An 18,216-nucleotide genomic window follows, 5' to 3' on the forward strand; every position below is an offset into this window, starting at 1 on the left:
CCGCTACCGTTCTGGATTGAATACCTCGGCCGATGCCGAGGTATTTTTTTATCTTGGTATTGGAAATAATGCATTAAGTACTGACTTTAACACTACCAATAAGTGGTTTGTCACATTTTCTTAAATACTATGTAAATTTTTTGGCAGAAAAATACGTACGTATTGTCTTTTATTTTTATTCATAGATAAAAATATAATTTATTGATTTTGCTATTAACAGTCTTTTGTCATGACGGTTCTCCTACGTACTTGTACGTAATACCTTAGGCTAATGCCTTATTGATGAATTACTCGCTTCCGTGTTCATGCCCATTTCGCATTAGACAACATTGTTACATCTTTTATACCGAATACAGCCAATCCTAATGAAATGGATGACAACAATAACCTTGGTGATAAAGGACGTGAACGATGAGTCTAATCCAAAAATCTTTAAAACGAGTGCTCAAAACAACCGCTGTCGCTGCCGCGATGGCACTCGCAGCGACTTCTGTAAACGCTGCTGAAAAAGTCTATCGTTTAAAGCTTGCTGAAACTTGGGGGCCTAATTTCCCAATTTTTGGTGATACCACAAAAAACATGGCCAAAATGGCGGAAGAGATGTCCAACGGACGTTTGCAAATCCGCATTGATTCCGCAAACAAGCATAAAGCGCCTTTTGGGGTGTTTGATATGGTTAAGTCGGGTCAGTATGACATGGGTCACTCAGCGTCTTATTACTGGAAGGGTAAGGTTCCAAACACACTTTACTTCACTTCTATGCCCTTCGGTATGTTGCCAACTGAGCAGTATGCATGGTTTTACTACGGCGGTGGTATGGAGCTGATGGAAAAAGTGTACTCTCCACATAACTTGATGTCTTTCCCTGGCGGTAATACCGATACTCAGATGGGCGGGTGGTTCCAAAAAGAGATCAAGTCCGTCGAGGACTTACAGGGTTTGAAAATGCGTATCCCAGGATTTGCTGGTGAGATTTTGGCTGAGTTAGGTGCCAAGCCAACGAATATCGCCCCTGGTGAGCTATATACTTCTCTAGAGCGTCGCACAATTGATGCCTTGGAATGGGTTGGTCCATCGCTGGATCTACGTATGGGCTTCCACAAAATCGCGCCTTACTACTACACAGGTTGGCATGAGCCAGCGACTGAGCTTCAGTTCCTCGTTAACAAGCGCACCTGGAACCGTCTACCTGATGATCTAAAAGCGATTTTGCAAGTAGCCATGAAAACGGCCGCTTACGATATGTACACGCAATCGAAACACGAAAGCGGCAAAAACTGGGCATCTATTAAGTCTGAATACCCAAATGTTGAAGTAAAAGATTTCCCACCTGAAGTAGTAGCTGCGTTGCGAGAAGCAAACGATCGTTTGTTGAAAGAACATGCAGAAAAAGATGCTTTGGCGAAAGAGATTCAAGAGTCGCAAGCGAACTATATGAATCAAGTTCGACCATGGTCAGATATTTCGCACCGAGCGTACTTAAACAGTCAAGCTCAACAATAACGTTATGAAGCAGGCGATGCCGAGAGGTTTAGCCTGCTATCGAAGCCCAAGAAAACTTCATAATGAATGCTCCGCACCATAGCGGAGCGCATCTAAACGTTCCACGGAGTTCGGAATGAGAAGTCTTATTTATATTGAGCGATTATTTAACCGCTTTAGCGATTTTCTCGGATGGTTATCCAGCATCCTGTTTATTTTGTTGTTAGCAAACGTTGTGTACGACGTTGTCATGCGTTACGTGTTTAATGATGTGTCTATCGCATTCCAAGAAATGGAATGGCATCTATTCTCTGCCGTGTTCTTGCTTGGTGTGCCTTACGCAATTAAGTCCGGTGGCCATGTTCGCGTCGACATTTTTTATGAACGCTTATCTTACAAAGCACAATCCATCATCGACATCATAGGCACACTATTTTTCTTATTCCCTTTTTGCCTACTGGTAGCTTGGTTTGGTGTTGATTTCGCTAAGGAAAGTTACGCGTTAGGCGAGACGTCTGGTGACCCAGGTGGCTTACCATATCGTTGGATTATCAAAGCGATGATTCCGCTGTCATTTTTCTTTATGGCGGTGAGTGGTATTGGATTGTTACTTCATTCAATCAACAAAATTGTCAACCCTCATCTCATCTATGCCGGTAATAACGGTAAGTCGTAAAAGGAAGTCATTATGATCGGTATAGTGATGTTTTTTGTTGCGCTCTTTGCGCTTCTATTGGGATTTCCCGTTGCCTTTACTTTTGGTGGTATCGCGCTGATTTTTGGTGTTTGGGCTGAAGGCATCGAGATGTTTGCTTTTATGCCATATCGAATTCAGTCCATTATGGAAAATACGGTGCTAATGGCCGTACCGCTGTTCGTTTTTATGGGGCTAGTGCTACAGAAAACGAAGCTTGCTGAACAGCTACTAGAATCAATGGGGCGTTTGTTCGGTGGCGTTCGCGGTGGTATCGCTATTTCTACCGTGTTAGTTGGCGCATTGCTTGCAGCTTCAACGGGTGTGGTAGGCGCATCAGTTGTTGCGATGGGCTTAATATCTCTTCCTGTGATGCTCAAGTACAATTACGACAAAGGTTTAGCGTGTGGGACTATTTGTGCGTCTGGCACGTTGGGCCAAATTATCCCACCTTCTATCGTGTTGATCTTGTTGGGTGATGTACTTGGCGTACCGGTAGGGGACCTATTTCAAGCTGCGATCTGGCCCGGTATTACACTTGTTGGCGCCTATGTGATCTACATTCTCATCTACGCGAAGTTGAACCCTCAAGCCGCACAGGCGATAGAGCGCGATGAGTCGATCAGTCGTAAACAAGAAGTGCTCACAGCACTGAAAGCTGTATTGCCACCGTTAGCATTGATCATCGTGGTATTGGGCTCCATCTTTGCAGGGATTGCAACACCAACAGAGTCAGCGGCACTAGGCGGTGCAGGTGCGATAATTTTATCGCTATTGTATAAACAGTTTAGTTGGTCGATGATTTATGATGCATCAAAAGAGACAGTTAAAGTAACCGCAATGGTCTTTGCGATCTTACTTGGTGCGACCGCCTTCTCAATGGCATTTACCTACACTGGTGGTGATTATTTAGTTGAAGAGTGGATGTTAGAACTGCCGGGTGAAAAGTGGGGATTCCTTATTATTACCATGGTGGTGATTCTGATTTTAGGTTTCTTTATCGACTTCGTTGAAATCTGTTTTATCATCGTGCCAATTATTGCGCCAGTCGCTGAATTGATGGGCATTAATATGACGTGGTTTGCGATTCTTATTGCGATGAACTTGCAGACGTCGTTCCTCACACCGCCATTTGGCTTTAGTTTGTTTTATCTAAAAGGTGTCGCTCCAGCAGGGGTTACTACGCGAGATATCTACAAAGGTGTGATGCCGTTCATCGCGATTCAGATTGTTGTGTTGGCGTCTTTGCTGTTTTTCCCAGGTTTTTACGGTATGAGTTAATCACTCGATAAGAAAGAGATTTTGTGAACTGAGAGTTTTTACCTTTTGAGACAAGTTGTTAAGCTGTTAATTATGTCTATGCAGACACAATCGATTCGTTTGTACTGCTAAGATAGTAAGCTGTAAAGGCAGCGTTTCATGGAGGGAAGGGATGCCTCTCAAAGCAAAGTTAATTCTGCTGACACTGATACCCGTGGTATTGGTGTCAGCGAGTATCAGCTGGATCTCTATCTATCAAACCAAGACCCTTGGCAAAAGGGAGGTGGAGATCTTTCATCAAAACCTGATCCAATCAAAAGAAGCGGCGCTGAAAGATACGGTCGACGTCGCTTTTGACTCCATTTCTTACATCTACAACGATCCGACTTTAGAAGAGAGTGTTGCCAAAACGCGTGTGAAAGCGATTTTAAATCGTTTGAGTTATGGGTCGGACGGCTATTTTTTTGCTTATGATAAATATGGTACCAACCTTGTACACCCAGTTCTTCCGGAGCTTGTCGGGGAAAACTTACTCTATCTTGAAGACGAAAATGGCGATCGCTTAATCGAAGCTCTATTGTATCAAGCGCAATCCGGTGGTGGATTTCATCAGTACCTGTGGCAAAAGCCATCTACGGGTGAAGTTGTCCCTAAGCTTAGTTACGCTGCATGGCTCGATAAGTGGGAATGGATGATAGGGACTGGGCTGTATATTGAGGATGTAAGCCGAGAAGTCGCCAATATGCGCGCGGCGGTGAACAAAAATATCGAAACGACATTTTTCTCAGTCGTCGTGATCTTAGCGGTGACCGTTGCTGTAATCATTGTTCTCACTCTGGCGATCAATCTGCACGAGCATCGCCTCGCTGATAAGAACCTGAAAGAATTGGCACATAAAACCGTGATGTTCCAAGAAGATGAGAAAAAGCATTTAGCGCGAGAACTGCATGATGGAATCAATCAGTTGTTAGTCTCCAGTAAATGTCATTTAGACTTAATGAGTCATAGACTGGAAGACGAAAAACTCAAATCCCACTTAGATAAATCACAACGATCGCTCGTCACCGCGATAAATGAGGTGCGGCATATTTCTCATCAGCTCCGTCCAAGCGCCCTCGATGATATCGGTTTAGAAGCAGCACTGACGACCTTGCTACAGGATTTTCATTCCCATTCCGGGATTGATATCGAGAGCAATTTCGATACTCAGCAGCACAAACTGACTTCGGAAGTCGCAACGACGCTATATCGCGTCGCTCAGGAGTCTTTGAATAACATTGAAAAACATGCGCGAGCGAAAAAAGTAACGGTTACTTTGCAAAAAATGGGCAATATGCTGCAATTACTTATACGTGACGATGGGGTTGGATTTGTGGTTAACCATGCAGTGCACCAACAAGGGATTGGGTTAAGGAACATGCAAGAGCGTGTAGAGTTCATCGGTGGTGAATTTGAGCTAATGAGTGAGCTTGGCTTGGGAACAGAGATTACTGTGCTGCTTAATTTGGATGAAATAGTTTATGGATAAACCGATTAGTGTAGTGATTGTCGATGATCATCAAGTGGTATTGGATGGCTTCATGGCTCGTTTGGAGTTAGAGTCTGACATCGAAGTGGTGGGTACAGCAAGTAATGGCTTGGAAGCGATAGAGGTCGCAAAACACTTGCAACCGGACGTCATATTGATGGATATCAGCATGCCAATAATGAACGGTATTGAAGCGACTGGTGTAATTAAAGAAGCTCGCCCAGAGAGCAAAATACTTATGTTGACCATGCACGATAATCGCGAGTACATCATGAAGGTCATGCAAGCTGGTGCCGTAGGATATATGCTCAAGGAAATCTCGGCCGAGAAAATGGTGCAAGCAATAAAAACGGTGAACCAAGGCTCGACGTATTTCTGTGAATCCGTCACACAAACACTCTTTACCCAAGAAGTGGTGCCTGCCACGCAAAAAACGAATCCTCTCAGCCGCAGGGAAGAAGCGGTACTTAAATTAGTTGCTCAAGGAAACAGCAGCAAAAAAATCGCCACTTTACTCAATATTAGTTATCGAACGGTAGAGACGCATCGCCATAACATTAAGCACAAGTTGGACTTACATTCGACGGCAGAGTTAGCAAAATATGCGTTTGAAACTGGCTTGACTGAGTAGGAGAGTAGTGCCCGCAAAAAGCGAGCACGTGGGAGCGAAACTAATCGGCTTTGGTAATGCTACCAAGCTCTAGCATTGGAGCAACATCGATGTCCTCTGCATTCATCATCGTCGAGATGCGTTGAACGGAAGATAGTAGAAGGGATTGCTCCCATTCTTCCAATTTTTGGAATCGATTAATGAAGTGCTCTTGCAGCGGCGTTGGTGCTTGTTTTAAAGCTTCTTGGCCCTTGCTCGTAAGTACAGCATGCACTTTACGCTTGTCTTGAACACTGCGCTGACGCTCAACAAACTGGCCTCGTTCTAGTCTATCTAGAATGGTCGTTGCGGTCGCTTGGCTCATGTTAGTGTGGCTAGACAACTGTTTAATCGTCACGTTATCTAAGTCATTGATAGCGCGCATCAAAATCAACTGTGGAGCAGTCAATCCAGACTCTTTGCTCAGCTTTTTAGAATGTAAATCAATAGCGCGGATGATCTGACGAATCGAGACCAATACTTCTTCGTACTTTTCCAATTTATTCATCCAGTCTGTAGGGAACATTTATCGAGGCGACACTAACTTAAATGCGCCCTTATTTAAAGGGGGGAAATCAAAAATTACCCCTACAATTTTACGCCGTGTCCTCAATACCATTTTGTCGCGCCTTTTCGACAAAATAAGAAGAGCTAAAATTATTATAGCAATAAATGTTTGTGGTCTAACTATTGTAGTAGTGATTTGTTCTATCAAAGGCCGTAATCACACAGTGAAAAGTAAGTTATTGGATTTTTTAATGGCAAAAAGATAGACAAAAACGTGTCAAATGATAGGATCTTGCGCCTTCACGGAATGCAAAACGTATCGTGTTCGAAAGATTTTTTTGTTTGGTACGTAAAAACACTACAAAAATAGAGAGGAACGATGACAAAGGGTATAGATAAGTACAGTATCGATAGTACCGACTATACGGTAGGTCAGGACAACGTTCAAAAATGGGGTTTTGATGTTCATAACCCAGTTTTTGGTATTAGTGCAGGTTTAATTGCGCTGTTTCTTGTCGCTGCATTAGTTCTAGATGCACATACCGCAAAGACGGCACTTGATGGGCTGAAGTGGAAAATTATTGGTTCATTCGATTGGTTGTTCATTATTGCAGGTAACATTTTCGTTATTTTCTGTTTGGCGCTTATCGTCTCACCAATGGGTAAGATCCGACTAGGTGGTAAAGACGCTGTTGCCGATTACTCGTTTATGTCATGGCTTGCAATGCTATTTGCAGCTGGTATGGGTATCGGTTTAATGTTCTGGAGTGTTGCAGAACCTGTCGCTTACTTCACCGGTTGGTATGAAACGCCACTTGGTGTTGAGGCAAATACACCAGAAGCCGCGAGATTGGCACTGGGTGCAACGATGTTCCACTGGGGCCTTCACCCATGGGCAATTTACGGTGTTGTAGCACTTTCTTTAGCATTCTTTGCCTACAACAAAGGTTTACCGCTATCTATGCGTTCGATCTTCTACCCACTTCTGGGTGATCGTGCATGGGGTTGGGCTGGCCACATTGTGGACATTCTGGCTGTGCTTGCGACTTTATTTGGTCTTGCTACATCCCTAGGTCTAGGTGCGCAGCAAGCAGCAAGTGGTATTCATCACGTATTTGGTGTTGAGCCAGGCCTGGGCCTACAAATCGTCGTTATTACCGTGGTGACTTTACTTGCTGTTGTTTCAGTCGTACGCGGCATCGATGGTGGTGTTAAAGTCATTAGTAACATCAACATGGTTGTGGCGTTCTTGCTACTGATTCTTGTTGGTCTTATCGGTTGGGCGGCGAGTTTAGGTTCGATTCCAACCACACTTATGGCATATGTAGAGAATATCATCCCACTAAGTAACCCGTTTGGTCGTACGGACGAAGCTTGGTTCCAAGGCTGGACAGTGTTCTACTGGGCTTGGTGGATTTCATGGTCGCCATTCGTAGGCATGTTCATCGCGCGTGTTTCTCGTGGCCGTACCGTTCGCGAGTTCATCACAGCAGTTCTGCTGGTTCCAACGGCGGTTACCGTTGTTTGGATGTCTGTATTTGGTGGCCTGGCGATCGAGCAAGTTGTTGATAAAGTAGGTGAGCTGGGCACAAATGGCTTGACTGACGTATCACTTGCTATGTTCCAAATGTTTGATGTTCTTCCATTTGGTAGCATGCTTTCTATCATCGCTGTTGTGCTGGTACTTGTGTTCTTCATTACGTCTTCTGACTCTGGTTCACTTGTTATCGACAGTATCACGGCAGGTGGTAAAGTCGATGCACCTGTACTTCAACGTGTCTTCTGGGCATTCATGGAAGGTGCAATTGCGGTTGCTCTGCTATGGATTGGTGGCTCCGAGGCGGTTCAAGCTCTTCAGGCCGGTGCCATTTCTACAGCATTGCCATTTACCTTCATTCTGCTTGCAATGTGTGTGAGCTTATTGATGGGTATGCGAACTGAGCGTCAGTAATTCGGCATTTTATAAAACCGTCTGACTAACAATTAATCAAAAGGCCAGCAATTTGCTGGCTTTTTTTGTGCGGTTTTTATGACGCTCGAGACAAAAAAATGACACATGAAAGTTCATATTTTACAAAGAGTTAATGTGCTATTTTGTTTTTTAAAAATTAGTGAATAGTCGTAAAAAAGTGTGTAATATTCATGCACCTTAACTGTTCTCCCAACTCAAAAAACTATAAATATGAAATTATCATTAAAACAAAAGCTTATAGGCGCAAGCCTTTCTGCTGTTGTTGTGATGGCAACAGCACTTACTTGGTTGTCGGCTGGTCAATTATTTGATCAGACTCGTTCAGGTGTCTATTCACGTGCGCAAAGTCTTAGTACTACTGCGTCAGAGGGAATTTCTGATTGGGTCAATATCCGTAAAGATATTGCCACTGCGTTCAACGACTACTCGACCGAGCAAGACGTTGTTCCTTTCCTACAACAAGCTCGCAAGGCTGGTGGCTTCGATGACATCTTCCTTGGTACACCAAACGGTGATATGTACCGCTCTCATCCGGAGCGTAACCGTGCTGATTATGACCCTCGCACACGTCCTTGGTACAAGGATGCTGATGCCGCGGGTAAGCAAATCATCACAGCCGCATATCAAGACGCAATCACGAATGCACTACTTGTGACCATTGCTGAGCCAGTAATGAAAAATGGTCAGTTTGTTGGTGTTGTTGGTGCGGACGTACTGATCGATCAGCTTATCAGCGATGTGATTAACTTAGATGCAGGTGAAAACGCGCATGCGATGCTAATCGACATGAATGAAGGCACCTTCTTAGCGCATCCAGATAAAAGCTTGACGCTTAAGCCTATCACCAGTGTTCTAAAAGATTTTTCAGAAGAGGCAATTGAGCGCGCCGCCGATGAAGGTCGTATCGAAGATACGGTAATCAAAGGAAAAGAGAAGCTTTACTACTTCAATAAAGTTCCTGGTACGCATTGGATGTTTGCGATTGAAATGGATCGCGCAACAGAAGAAGCAGGTCATGCGGTATTGCTACGAGATCTATTGTTTACTGCTGTGGCGATCACGATTGTGGTTATTCTTGCAGTTTCTTGGCTAGTTGGTTTCTTGTTCCGTGACTTGAACCGCGTATCAAATGCACTGGAAGAAATTGCATCTGGTGAAGGTGACTTAACGCAACGCCTAGAACCACGCAGTGATGATGAAGTAGGTAAACTGGCGGAAAACTTCAACCGTTTTGTTGGCAACATGCACACAATGGTTACTAAGCTTAGCCACGTATCTTCTGCGCTTTCAGAGCAAGCACGCACGACAGCACAGCAAGCTGAGGAGCGTAGTCAGCGTATCTCTTACCAGCAAGATGAAATCAACATGGTGGCGACGGCTGTGAATGAAATGGCAGCAGCGACACAAGAAATTGCAGGTAATGCTGATAGCACGGCAAGTAACTCAGAAGAAGCGGTTCAAGCTTGTTCACACGGTTCAAGCCAAGTAACTCAAACGCAAGGTTCTATTCAGAACTTAGCGCAAGAAGTTCAAGTTGCTACTGATGTGATTCAAGAGCTAGAAGCGCACGGAAATAGCATCAATACGATTCTATCAACGATTCAAGGCATTGCAGAGCAAACGAACCTACTTGCACTTAACGCGGCGATCGAAGCGGCACGTGCAGGTGAGCAAGGCCGTGGTTTTGCTGTGGTTGCAGATGAAGTCCGCGTATTGAGCCAACGTACTCATGCTTCAACGCAAGAGATTCAAGAAACTATCGAGATGCTACAAGGCACAACAGCCAAGGCGGTCGGTATTATGGGTGACAGTCGTCGTCTAGCTGATACCAGTGTTGATGATGCCAATGCGGCTGCAGCGAGCTTGACGCAAATCCACACTGCTGTTGAGCGTATCAGTGATATGGCAACGCAGATTGCTTCAGCAGCAGAAGAGCAAGCATCGGTAACCACTGAGATCACTCGTAACACTGAAGGTATTCGTGATGTGTCTAACGAGCTGTCAGTCGAAGCTCATCAAGCAGCAGAACAAGCTGCTCACCTGTCTGAGCTATCACACGAACTTGAACAAGAGATTCAACGCTTTAAGCTGTAATCTTGTCTCAACCTAAGTAAAAAAGGAGCCATCAGGCTCCTTTTTTGATCGCTATTAAGCGTGAAGTATATTACAGCCAGAACTCACTGATGGGTTGCTCTTCACTGTAATGATGGGCGATTTGCGCTTGCAGTAGCTCTGCGGTAGCAATTGCATCGGTTAATGCATGGTGAGGCGTATAGTCTGGCAGCCCATAACGGCGTCGAGATTGCGCTAGCCGAACCGATTCTGGTTTTTTCCCTTTTAAACGCTCCCAGAGAGAGCCTGAACGTTTCTGTTGAATCGTTTCTTCAAGGTGCAGCGTATCTAAAACAGGAAACTCAATACCTTCCCCTAAACGGCTTTTGAGCGCTTTATCCAGAAACTCTCTCTCGATACGACGGTAATGAACAACAATGATTTTCCCGCTTAAGCATGGTAGCAGCTCGCTTAAGATATCGCCTAAGTCAGGTGCATCGATCAATTCGCTGTGAGTAATACCGTGTATAATGACTGAGTCTTCATCGAGTGCACGCTGTGGACGTACCTTCCAATGACGCGAGTTACGTAGGAAAATTCGCTTCAGGTTAAACGGCACTAAACCAATAGTAATGATGTCATGTTTTTCAGGATTCAAACCCGTCGTTTCGAAATCTAACGCCACGAACTCCACCTCAGATAACGGTGTTTCTGGAGCAGGCGGCTTGTTGCTATAAAACGCAATTAAATTCTCATCCTTCGCCATCTCCAGCTTTTGTTCAAACTTCGTTGGCCACTGAATGGTTGGCTTCTGAAAGAGCTTTTTAATCATGCTAAACCTCACTTAAAGCTCTTGTTCGCTTGGTAGCGGAACTTAAGGAAATTTTGACCATTGCTTAGGATCTGGAATGCATCCTTTAGGTTGCGACGTTCAAACTCAGAGAGGTTTTCCGGTTCGATATTGTTATCAGGATCAATGCCTAGTTCCACATCCGTCGCTTGGTGACGAATACGCACCATGGAAATAAACTCTAACGCGTCTTTTAAGTCTTGTGCTCGACCTTTTGGCAAAATGCCAGCATCAATAATGTCGTCAAGACGCTCAAACGAGTTCTGTGCTCGTGAACCAACCGCCAGAGAGTGAACGCGAATTAAGTCGACCAGAGGAGCAGTACCGCGACGTTTGAGGTTGATGGAGTTGTTGTGTCTGCCATCTTTTTCCATCACGAAGTCTTTAAAGAAGCCTAGAGGTGGTGTTCTGTTTAGTGCGTTACGAGCCAAACACGCTAAGAAGCGGTTGTTCTTTCGAGCGCGACGAACAATAAAGCTAGTTAACTGTTCTGCCCATTTTAAGCGGCCATAGACGCCATCCAAGTCGAAAAAGATGGAGGCGTTGAGTAGTGCTTTCGGGTTCGGGTTATCAATCCAGTCAGCAAAACACTCTTCCCACTCTGAACGAGTCATGCGCCACAGTGGGTTGGTTGCCATAATATCGCCTGTGCAATATTTGTAGCCACAGGCATCTAACCCATCGCTGACGTATTTTGCTAGGGCTTCGAAGTATTTACCATGTTTCTCTTCTTGATAAGTTTCATCTAGAATGATCGCGTTATCTTGGTCAGTCACCAACAGTTGCTCATCTCGCCCCATTGAGCCAAGTGCAAGGAAACAATAAGGAATTGGCGGTGGACCAAGCTCTTCTTCTGCCATTTCTAGCAGACGCTGTTTGAAGCTTCGGCCAATGACCGACATCGCGCTACCCACCATGTGAGAGTTGGCATCTTCATTGACCAGACGCACGAAGCTGCTTTTCACTTCTTCGGCAACAACGGCTAAATCTTCGATAGTCTGTTGTTGGAAAATACTACTCACCAACAACAACGAATTCTGAGATTCATAACGAACAATGTCGGTGGTTTCGATAATACCGATTGGTAATTGGTTTTTTACCACTGGTAGGTGATGTACGTTGTAACGCAGCATCGTTAACATTGCTTCATAGATGTAAGCGTTGTGGTCAAGAGACATGACCTCCGTGGTCATCACACTGGACACATCGTCCTGTGGGGACAAACCTTCAGCTAACACACGGGTACACAAGTCACGGTCGGTAATGATACCAAGTACTGGGGACTGTGGATCGTCTTCGTCACGAACGAAATCTGGGTCGACGATAAGTAAAGCCGATACGTTCTCATTCGCCATTTGCTGCGCGGCTTGCTGGATTGTCTGACCACGATCAATCGTATGAGCCTCGCCAGTCAGCAAGGTTTTCACTTTCGATGTCGTCAGGTCATTGGCGTCTTTGTTTTCTGAAATGGCTTGGCGTAAACGAGCGCTATTTTCAACTTCAACAAAATCCGCAAAGGAATCAAAGTTATCGTAAATTTCTTGGAAAATGTCACCAGGAATACAGTAGAGCAGGGTATCCTCAATGGCTTTTACCGGAAAGCGGACTTTGTTATTGGTGAGCATGCCCATCTGGCCAAATAGGTCACCTTCGTCAAGGCGATTATACAGCTCACCTTTGCGTCGATAAACTTCAACAACACCGCTTCGCACCACGTATAAATCTTGGATATAGTCTCCAAAATGGATGATGGGGGTATCTTCTCGGTAGTACGAGATTTCGACACTCTCTGTCACCTTGTTTAGTGTTTCTTCAGGGAGTTCATTGAACGGGGGATACTTGGCGAGAAAGTTGTAAATCTCGAGAAGTTCTGCATCCATCGAAGGCGCCTTTTAGTTCGCAAATAATAAAGTAATCTTAACTTAGTTTTAAAACAGAGTCTTATCTGAACCGCGATTTTCGTGCTCAGTCATAAGATTCTGACATATCGCACGATAAGGGAGCTTCATTTTTACTACTATATGGTCACCTCAATTGAAAAAGACGTCGTCGATATGTTTTCTTCGTGATGACTGATGAGATCTTTGGCTGTTTCAGATCGTTATCACGTCTTTAGATTAAGCTATTCTTCTTGAGCCAAGTAGCTCAGGCGATGGAATACAGTGTTTAGATAATTCTCATGAAAGGAAGTCGAATGGTGAGAAATTTATTGCTTGTTTCTTTAGCTGCTTTGCCGGCGATATCAAGCGCAGCGGTCATGGACCAAGCAGAAAAATTTGGGTACGAACACATTCATTTGGATGTTGGTGCCGGAACGACAAACGAAGAATGGTTAGATAACTCTAATGCGACCACAGTTGGACTCGGTGGTAACTATTTGTTTACTGAGAACTGGTTGTTTAATGTTGATTACTCAGCGCAGTTTTTCCATCCGGATGATTTTACTCTTCGCATTGACCGCCTTTTGTTTGGTGGTGGTTACCGTTATGGAGTTACAGAGCAATTCGATATCTACGGGATATATGGAATAGGCGCAATCAAAGCGAAAGCGACGGACGACAAAACGGATAATACGTTGTCTTCCGATAGCGAATTGATTCAAGCTGTAACTGTTGGGGTGAATTACTTGCTCAGTGAAAAGCTTATTGCGACAGCTGAAGTGGAGTTGAACCGAAGTGATATCGTTGATGAGAACAATTTTAAGATCGGTCTTAACTACCAATGGCATAAAGTCATCGGCACTGGTCTTTTTTATCAGTTTAGAGATACTGATTACAGCGGTGAAAGCTCAGATTACGTCAATGAAGTAGGGCTGAGTTTGAAGTTTGTCTACTAGATCGGACGGGTTCGTTTTTGGCGTTAAGTTAAAACAAAAAAGGTCAGCTTATGCTGACCTTTCCTTTTAATAAAGTATGCGACAGTCGATTATAAAACCGCTGCAATGCCTTTACACAGAGGGCCCATATTTGACTTCGTCATACCAGCAACACTGATTCGGCCAGAACCGACAATGTAAATACCGAACTCTTCTTTAAGGCGGTTAACTTGCTCTTTAGAAAGACCAGAGAAAGAGAACATACCATTTTGACGTTCGATGAAACTAAAGTCTGCGTCCACACCCTCTGCTTTTAGTGTCGCTACAAACAGTTCACGCATTTCTTGAATACGGTCACGCATTTCTGCTACTTCAGCTTCCCATTCCGCACGCATTTCGGCGTTGCCAAGAATGTGAGTCACGACAGCGCTGCCATGTGCAGGTGGGTTAGAGTAGATAGAGCGAATAATGGCTTTAACTTGAGAAAATGCGGTTGTTGCGACTTCTTCTGACTCAGCTACTAACGTGAAGGCACCTACGCGTTCATTGTATAGGCCAAAGTTTTTCGAGAAAGAGCTCGCGACTAGGATTTCTTTGTTGTACTTAGCAAAAGTACGAAGACCTGCAGCATCTTCTTCCACACCTTTAGCAAAGCCTTGGTAGGCGAAGTCGAACAGAGGAAGCAATTTCTTCTCTGCGATAAGTTTCGCCAATGTTTCCCACTCTTCAGCCGTAGGATCGATCCCTGTAGGGTTGTGACAGCAGCCGTGTAGAAGCACGATGTCGCCTTCAGATGCAGATTGCAGATCATTTAGCATCGCATCAAAGTCTTTGTCTTTTGTTTCAGCATTGTAGTAGCTGTATTGTGCCGTTTCGATACCAGCAGCAGTAAATACGCCGTTGTGGTTCGCCCATGTTGGGTTGCTGATCCAGATCTTTACATCGCCTAGTTGACGTTTAATAAACTCGCCGGCAACACGTAGTGCACCAGTACCACCCGGAGCTTGAGCAGTTTTAGCGCGTTTTTCGTTTACAATTTCTGCATCAGAGCCGAAAAGCAGTTTTTGCACTGCAATGCCGTACTCTGCTGTGCCTTCGATGGTTAGGTAAGATTTGGTTTTTTCAGTTTCAACAAGTGCTGCTTCAGCTTTCTTTACTGTCGCAAGAACGGGAGTTTCGCCTTGCTCGTTTTTGTAAATACCTACGCCAAGGTTAATTTTGTCTGCGCGAGCATCTTTTTTAAACTCTTCAGTAAGGCCAAGAATAGGGTCAGCCGGAGCGGCAACTACTTTTTCAAACATAATCTTCATCCATGTTAATCGAAGGGGTGTGCTAACATTTATACCTTTCAGCAATATTGGTTACAACCGTTACTGAAAAGAAAACCTAAAAAAGTTGCGATTTGAAACAGAATTCTAACATAACTAAAGTTTTTGCCATGAAAACGTTTGGTAGGCACAGAGTTTGAAGGGCATTTATGCCATGGTTGGAGAAGTTTTGCACACATCCCAATCGTTTCAATTCAGTGCTTTGCGTTAACGCGTTTATAATTGTCTAGTGAGGATTTGTTGAGACAAAAACGCCCCACCAAAGGTGGAGCGTTTACTGTTAGAAGTATGGATATCGGTTGGGGTTATTTCTTCAGATTGATTTCCGACTCAACCGCATTGGTTTCGATGTCAGGGTTAGAAGAAAGTTTTTCAGTCGCCCAGTCGTTCATATGCTTTAAGATCGCTTTTAATGCGTGCTTTTCGGTTGGTACTTCTGTCTTTTCAACTTCAAGTTTTTGCTTCGGATGCGTACCCGTCGCATCTTCCGCAACGTGTAGCCAATCTGGGTGCCAGTAATAAGGTTGGCCGGAAGGAGAGCTCCAAGAATGTACGCCGTTGGATTCACCTTTGTATTTAATATCTTCTTCGTTGTATTTCGCCATTATTGTTTTCTCTCATAATTCATGAGTTGAGGTGTGCATCACCATTACTATTTAAATGTAACAGATGTAATGAAAATTAATGTGATAACAATCGACTTATTTTGCCCTTTGAACGCTATAGAAGATGCGTACTTCTCATTCAGAAGAATTTACTATTTGGCAGGTTTTAGCTTTATTTGTGTTTAAAGCATACAACGATGGATTCGCCTACCTAATGCTATTCTTGAACGGTGATAGAGCCTAAACTACTCGTCATTCAAGTGTTTGAGAATCGCCGCTTTTGCATGCTCTTCTGTCGCTGTTTCTCCATCAGGGACTTCAAGGTCAGCCTTTTTGTGTTCACCCAAAGCATCTTCAGCGATATGCAGCCAATCAGGATGCCAATAATAAGGGGTGGTACTGCCAGGATGGTCCCAACTATGTACACCTTTATGTTTTCCGCGATACGAGAGATCGTCCATTGTAAAAACTTTCATCGCTTCCTCCTGATTTAAAGACCGTAGCTCGAAGTGAGTTTAACGCACTCAGTCCAACGTAAAACCTTGGCTTTTAGGTATTGCAAAGATGTGAGGCAATATGTGTGTAACAGTCAAAGTATGGGATATAAACGCTCACTTCGTGGCTGAAATATCTATTGATAAGCTTGATAAATTACGTTGCTAAATTGAATACTCCCATATCAGAATGCTGGCGCGAAGTATGCTATGGTGCGGCTGTAAGTGAAATGAGGGAAACATGAACCGATACCGTCAACTGGCTGAGCTGTTCAAAACGCAGATTCAGCAAAATACATGGAGAGCAGGGGAAAAGCTGCCATCAGTGCGTGTAACAAGCCGAAACCATTCTGTCAGCGCAGGTACGGTGTTACAAGCTTATCAGCTGCTCGAAGCACAAGGTTGGGTCGCAGCGAAACCTCAGTCTGGATACTTTGTTACTGCGGAGTTGGACCGCTTCGAACCGAGTTCTCCAGCCACTTCCGTTTATCGCTCTAGCATCAACGATGAACTTTACGACTACCTCAAAAATCAGGCCTCACCGAATGCGGTGAAGTTTGGCTCCGCGTTTCCAGACCCAGCATTGTTCCCATTAGAAGCGCTAAACCGCAACCTAGCCAGCTCAGGCAGGAAGATGGGGGCAGAGACGTTATTGGATAACTTGCCGCCGGGCTGTGAGTCTCTACGCCGTTTGATTGCTCAACGGTACATCCAACAAGGTATGGTGTTTACCCATGATGATATTGTCGTTACTTCTGGCGCATTAGAAGCGTTGAATTTGAGCCTTCAGGCCGTGACCCAGCCTGGAGATACTGTTGTAGTTGAATCACCGACGTTTTATGGCGCACTTCAAGCGATTGAACGTTTAGGTCTAAAGGCGATAGAAATAACGGTGGATCCGTTAACTGGACATTCAGTGGATCAAATTGAAGCGACTTTTGCCGGCAATGATGTTCGCGCATGTTGGTTAATGACTAACTTTCACAATCCAACAGGAACTTTATTAAGTGACGGGCAGAAGCAACGTATCGTCGAACTGGCTGACAAATACGATGTGTACTTGATCGAAGATGATGTGTATTCAGAGCTTTATTTTTCTGAAAAAAAGCCAAGCTCACTTAAAGCTTTTGATACACAAGAGCGCGTGTTGCATTGTGGATCATTTTCAAAAAGCCTTTGCCCTGGCTATAGGCTGGGCTGGGTGGTAAACAAACGCTTCAATGAGCAACTTCAAAAGCTGCAACTTATCTCGACGTTGTCAGGCAGTGCACCAATCCAGCAGGGTATCGCGCATTACTTGCAAAACGATAGTTATGATAGCCGTCTTAGAAAACTGCGAAAGAATCTTGAGCAGCGGCAATTGGCGTTTATTGAACTGGTTGATAAGTACTTTCCCCAATCGATTCGTTACACGCAACCGAAAGGCGGCTATTTTCTTTGGATAGAACTGCCGAAAACAAAGTGCGGAAAAGCGATTTATCAGAAGTTATTGGAAGCGAACATCACTGTAGCATTTGGTCAGTTGTTTTCTATCACTCCAAATTATGAGAACTACCTGAGGCTTAATACATCGTTACCTGTAAATGATGAATTAGAACAAGCCGTGAAGACGGTCGGAGAATTACTTCATTAGCCAACTGTTTACCTGTTTTTTGCTCAAACTGTATCAGTGGACGATACCGAAGCTGTGTTTCAATCATGGGCAGACAACCATTTAGGTTAGGAGCCGTAATGAAAAAGCAGTTGGTAAAGCATGAACTTAGGTTGATGGGTGTTGCTATTTTTAGCGCATTTTTGTTGGTGTTTGCACACTTGATATTGGCGAAATCTTTCTCTCATATGGTTTGGACGGAATACACTGCTGCCGTTATCCCATTTGTGATGTTTGGCTTGTGTGTGGTTGGAGTAAAATACGCAGCGCGAGCAGATGAGGATGACGACGAAAATAACAACTAGAGTGCATACACCGGTTGCTAGAAA

Annotated in this window: 16 protein-coding genes; 10 read left to right on the top strand and 6 right to left on the bottom strand. The window is 44.3% G+C overall.

The window, feature by feature from the left end; translation table 11 throughout:
- Positions 1-411: 411 nt before the first annotated feature.
- From R8N46_RS11565 to R8N46_RS11585, 5 genes are all read left to right on the top strand, one after another.
- Positions 412-1,503, top strand: a complete 1,092-nt coding sequence (locus R8N46_RS11565) for a TRAP transporter substrate-binding protein (RefSeq protein ID WP_017636112.1) — start codon at positions 412-414, stop codon at positions 1,501-1,503.
- A 115-nt stretch (positions 1,504-1,618) separates the two neighbouring features.
- Positions 1,619-2,158, top strand: a complete 540-nt coding sequence (locus tag R8N46_RS11570; RefSeq protein ID WP_053306570.1) for a TRAP transporter small permease subunit — start codon at positions 1,619-1,621, stop codon at positions 2,156-2,158.
- A gap of 12 nt (positions 2,159-2,170) precedes the next feature.
- Complete coding sequence (locus R8N46_RS11575; RefSeq protein WP_005376871.1) at positions 2,171-3,457, top strand: TRAP transporter large permease; 1,287 nt, start codon at positions 2,171-2,173, stop codon at positions 3,455-3,457.
- Positions 3,458-3,608: 151 nt separating this feature from the next.
- A complete protein-coding gene (locus R8N46_RS11580) occupies positions 3,609-4,964 on the top strand; it encodes a cache domain-containing protein (RefSeq protein ID WP_005376873.1) in 1,356 nt (451 codons plus the stop codon).
- On the top strand, positions 4,957-5,595 hold the full coding sequence (locus R8N46_RS11585) for a response regulator (RefSeq protein WP_017636110.1): 639 nt from the start codon (positions 4,957-4,959) through the stop codon (positions 5,593-5,595). Before R8N46_RS11580 ends, R8N46_RS11585 begins: the two co-directional genes overlap by 8 nt.
- Before the next feature lie 40 nt (positions 5,596-5,635).
- Here R8N46_RS11585 and R8N46_RS11590 read toward each other — a convergent pair whose 3' ends face one another.
- Positions 5,636-6,112 (bottom strand): MarR family winged helix-turn-helix transcriptional regulator, encoded by a 477-nt coding sequence (locus R8N46_RS11590; protein ID WP_005376877.1) that lies wholly within the window; start codon positions 6,110-6,112, stop codon positions 5,636-5,638.
- A gap of 387 nt (positions 6,113-6,499) precedes the next feature.
- Between R8N46_RS11590 and R8N46_RS11595 the strand changes: the two genes are divergently transcribed.
- Together R8N46_RS11595 and R8N46_RS11600 are read left to right on the top strand one after the other, a co-directional pair.
- Positions 6,500-8,071: a BCCT family transporter gene (locus R8N46_RS11595; RefSeq protein ID WP_005394723.1), complete on the top strand. Its 1,572-nt coding sequence runs from the start codon at positions 6,500-6,502 to the stop codon at positions 8,069-8,071.
- A gap of 231 nt (positions 8,072-8,302) precedes the next feature.
- Positions 8,303-10,186: a methyl-accepting chemotaxis protein gene (locus tag R8N46_RS11600; protein WP_005376880.1), complete on the top strand. Its 1,884-nt coding sequence runs from the start codon at positions 8,303-8,305 to the stop codon at positions 10,184-10,186.
- A gap of 70 nt (positions 10,187-10,256) precedes the next feature.
- Here R8N46_RS11600 and R8N46_RS11605 read toward each other — a convergent pair whose 3' ends face one another.
- Together R8N46_RS11605 and R8N46_RS11610 are read right to left on the bottom strand one after the other, a co-directional pair.
- Complete coding sequence (locus tag R8N46_RS11605; RefSeq protein ID WP_005376881.1) at positions 10,257-10,976, bottom strand: 3'-5' exonuclease; 720 nt, start codon at positions 10,974-10,976, stop codon at positions 10,257-10,259.
- An 8-nt stretch (positions 10,977-10,984) separates the two neighbouring features.
- A complete protein-coding gene (locus tag R8N46_RS11610; RefSeq protein WP_213972440.1) occupies positions 10,985-12,874 on the bottom strand; it encodes a DUF294 nucleotidyltransferase-like domain-containing protein in 1,890 nt (629 codons plus the stop codon).
- A gap of 314 nt (positions 12,875-13,188) precedes the next feature.
- Between R8N46_RS11610 and R8N46_RS11615 the strand changes: the two genes are divergently transcribed.
- A complete protein-coding gene (locus tag R8N46_RS11615; protein WP_053350678.1) occupies positions 13,189-13,830 on the top strand; it encodes an outer membrane beta-barrel protein in 642 nt (213 codons plus the stop codon).
- 89 nt (positions 13,831-13,919) lie between these two features.
- Here R8N46_RS11615 and R8N46_RS11620 read toward each other — a convergent pair whose 3' ends face one another.
- The 3 genes from R8N46_RS11620 to R8N46_RS11630 form a co-directional block, all read right to left on the bottom strand.
- On the bottom strand, positions 13,920-15,110 hold the full coding sequence (locus R8N46_RS11620) for an amino acid aminotransferase (protein ID WP_042522780.1): 1,191 nt from the start codon (positions 15,108-15,110) through the stop codon (positions 13,920-13,922).
- A 332-nt stretch (positions 15,111-15,442) separates the two neighbouring features.
- On the bottom strand, positions 15,443-15,742 hold the full coding sequence (locus R8N46_RS11625) for a hypothetical protein (protein WP_005376885.1): 300 nt from the start codon (positions 15,740-15,742) through the stop codon (positions 15,443-15,445).
- Positions 15,743-15,987: 245 nt separating this feature from the next.
- Positions 15,988-16,218: a hypothetical protein gene (locus R8N46_RS11630; RefSeq protein WP_017636104.1), complete on the bottom strand. Its 231-nt coding sequence runs from the start codon at positions 16,216-16,218 to the stop codon at positions 15,988-15,990.
- A gap of 259 nt (positions 16,219-16,477) precedes the next feature.
- On the opposite strand from R8N46_RS11630, the gene R8N46_RS11635 reads away from it, so the two are divergent.
- Positions 16,478-17,869 carry a PLP-dependent aminotransferase family protein gene (locus R8N46_RS11635; RefSeq protein ID WP_115386143.1) on the top strand — a complete coding sequence of 464 codons (1,392 nt, stop codon included), beginning with the start codon at positions 16,478-16,480 and terminating at the stop codon, positions 17,867-17,869.
- A 98-nt stretch (positions 17,870-17,967) separates the two neighbouring features.
- Positions 17,968-18,192, top strand: a complete 225-nt coding sequence (locus tag R8N46_RS11640) for a hypothetical protein (protein ID WP_017636102.1) — start codon at positions 17,968-17,970, stop codon at positions 18,190-18,192.
- Positions 18,193-18,216 lie beyond the last annotated feature (24 nt).

The sequence above is a fragment of the Vibrio sp. 1874 genome (genome assembly GCF_033344395.1).
GTDB classification, from domain to species: Bacteria; Pseudomonadota; Gammaproteobacteria; order Enterobacterales; family Vibrionaceae; genus Vibrio; species Vibrio alginolyticus.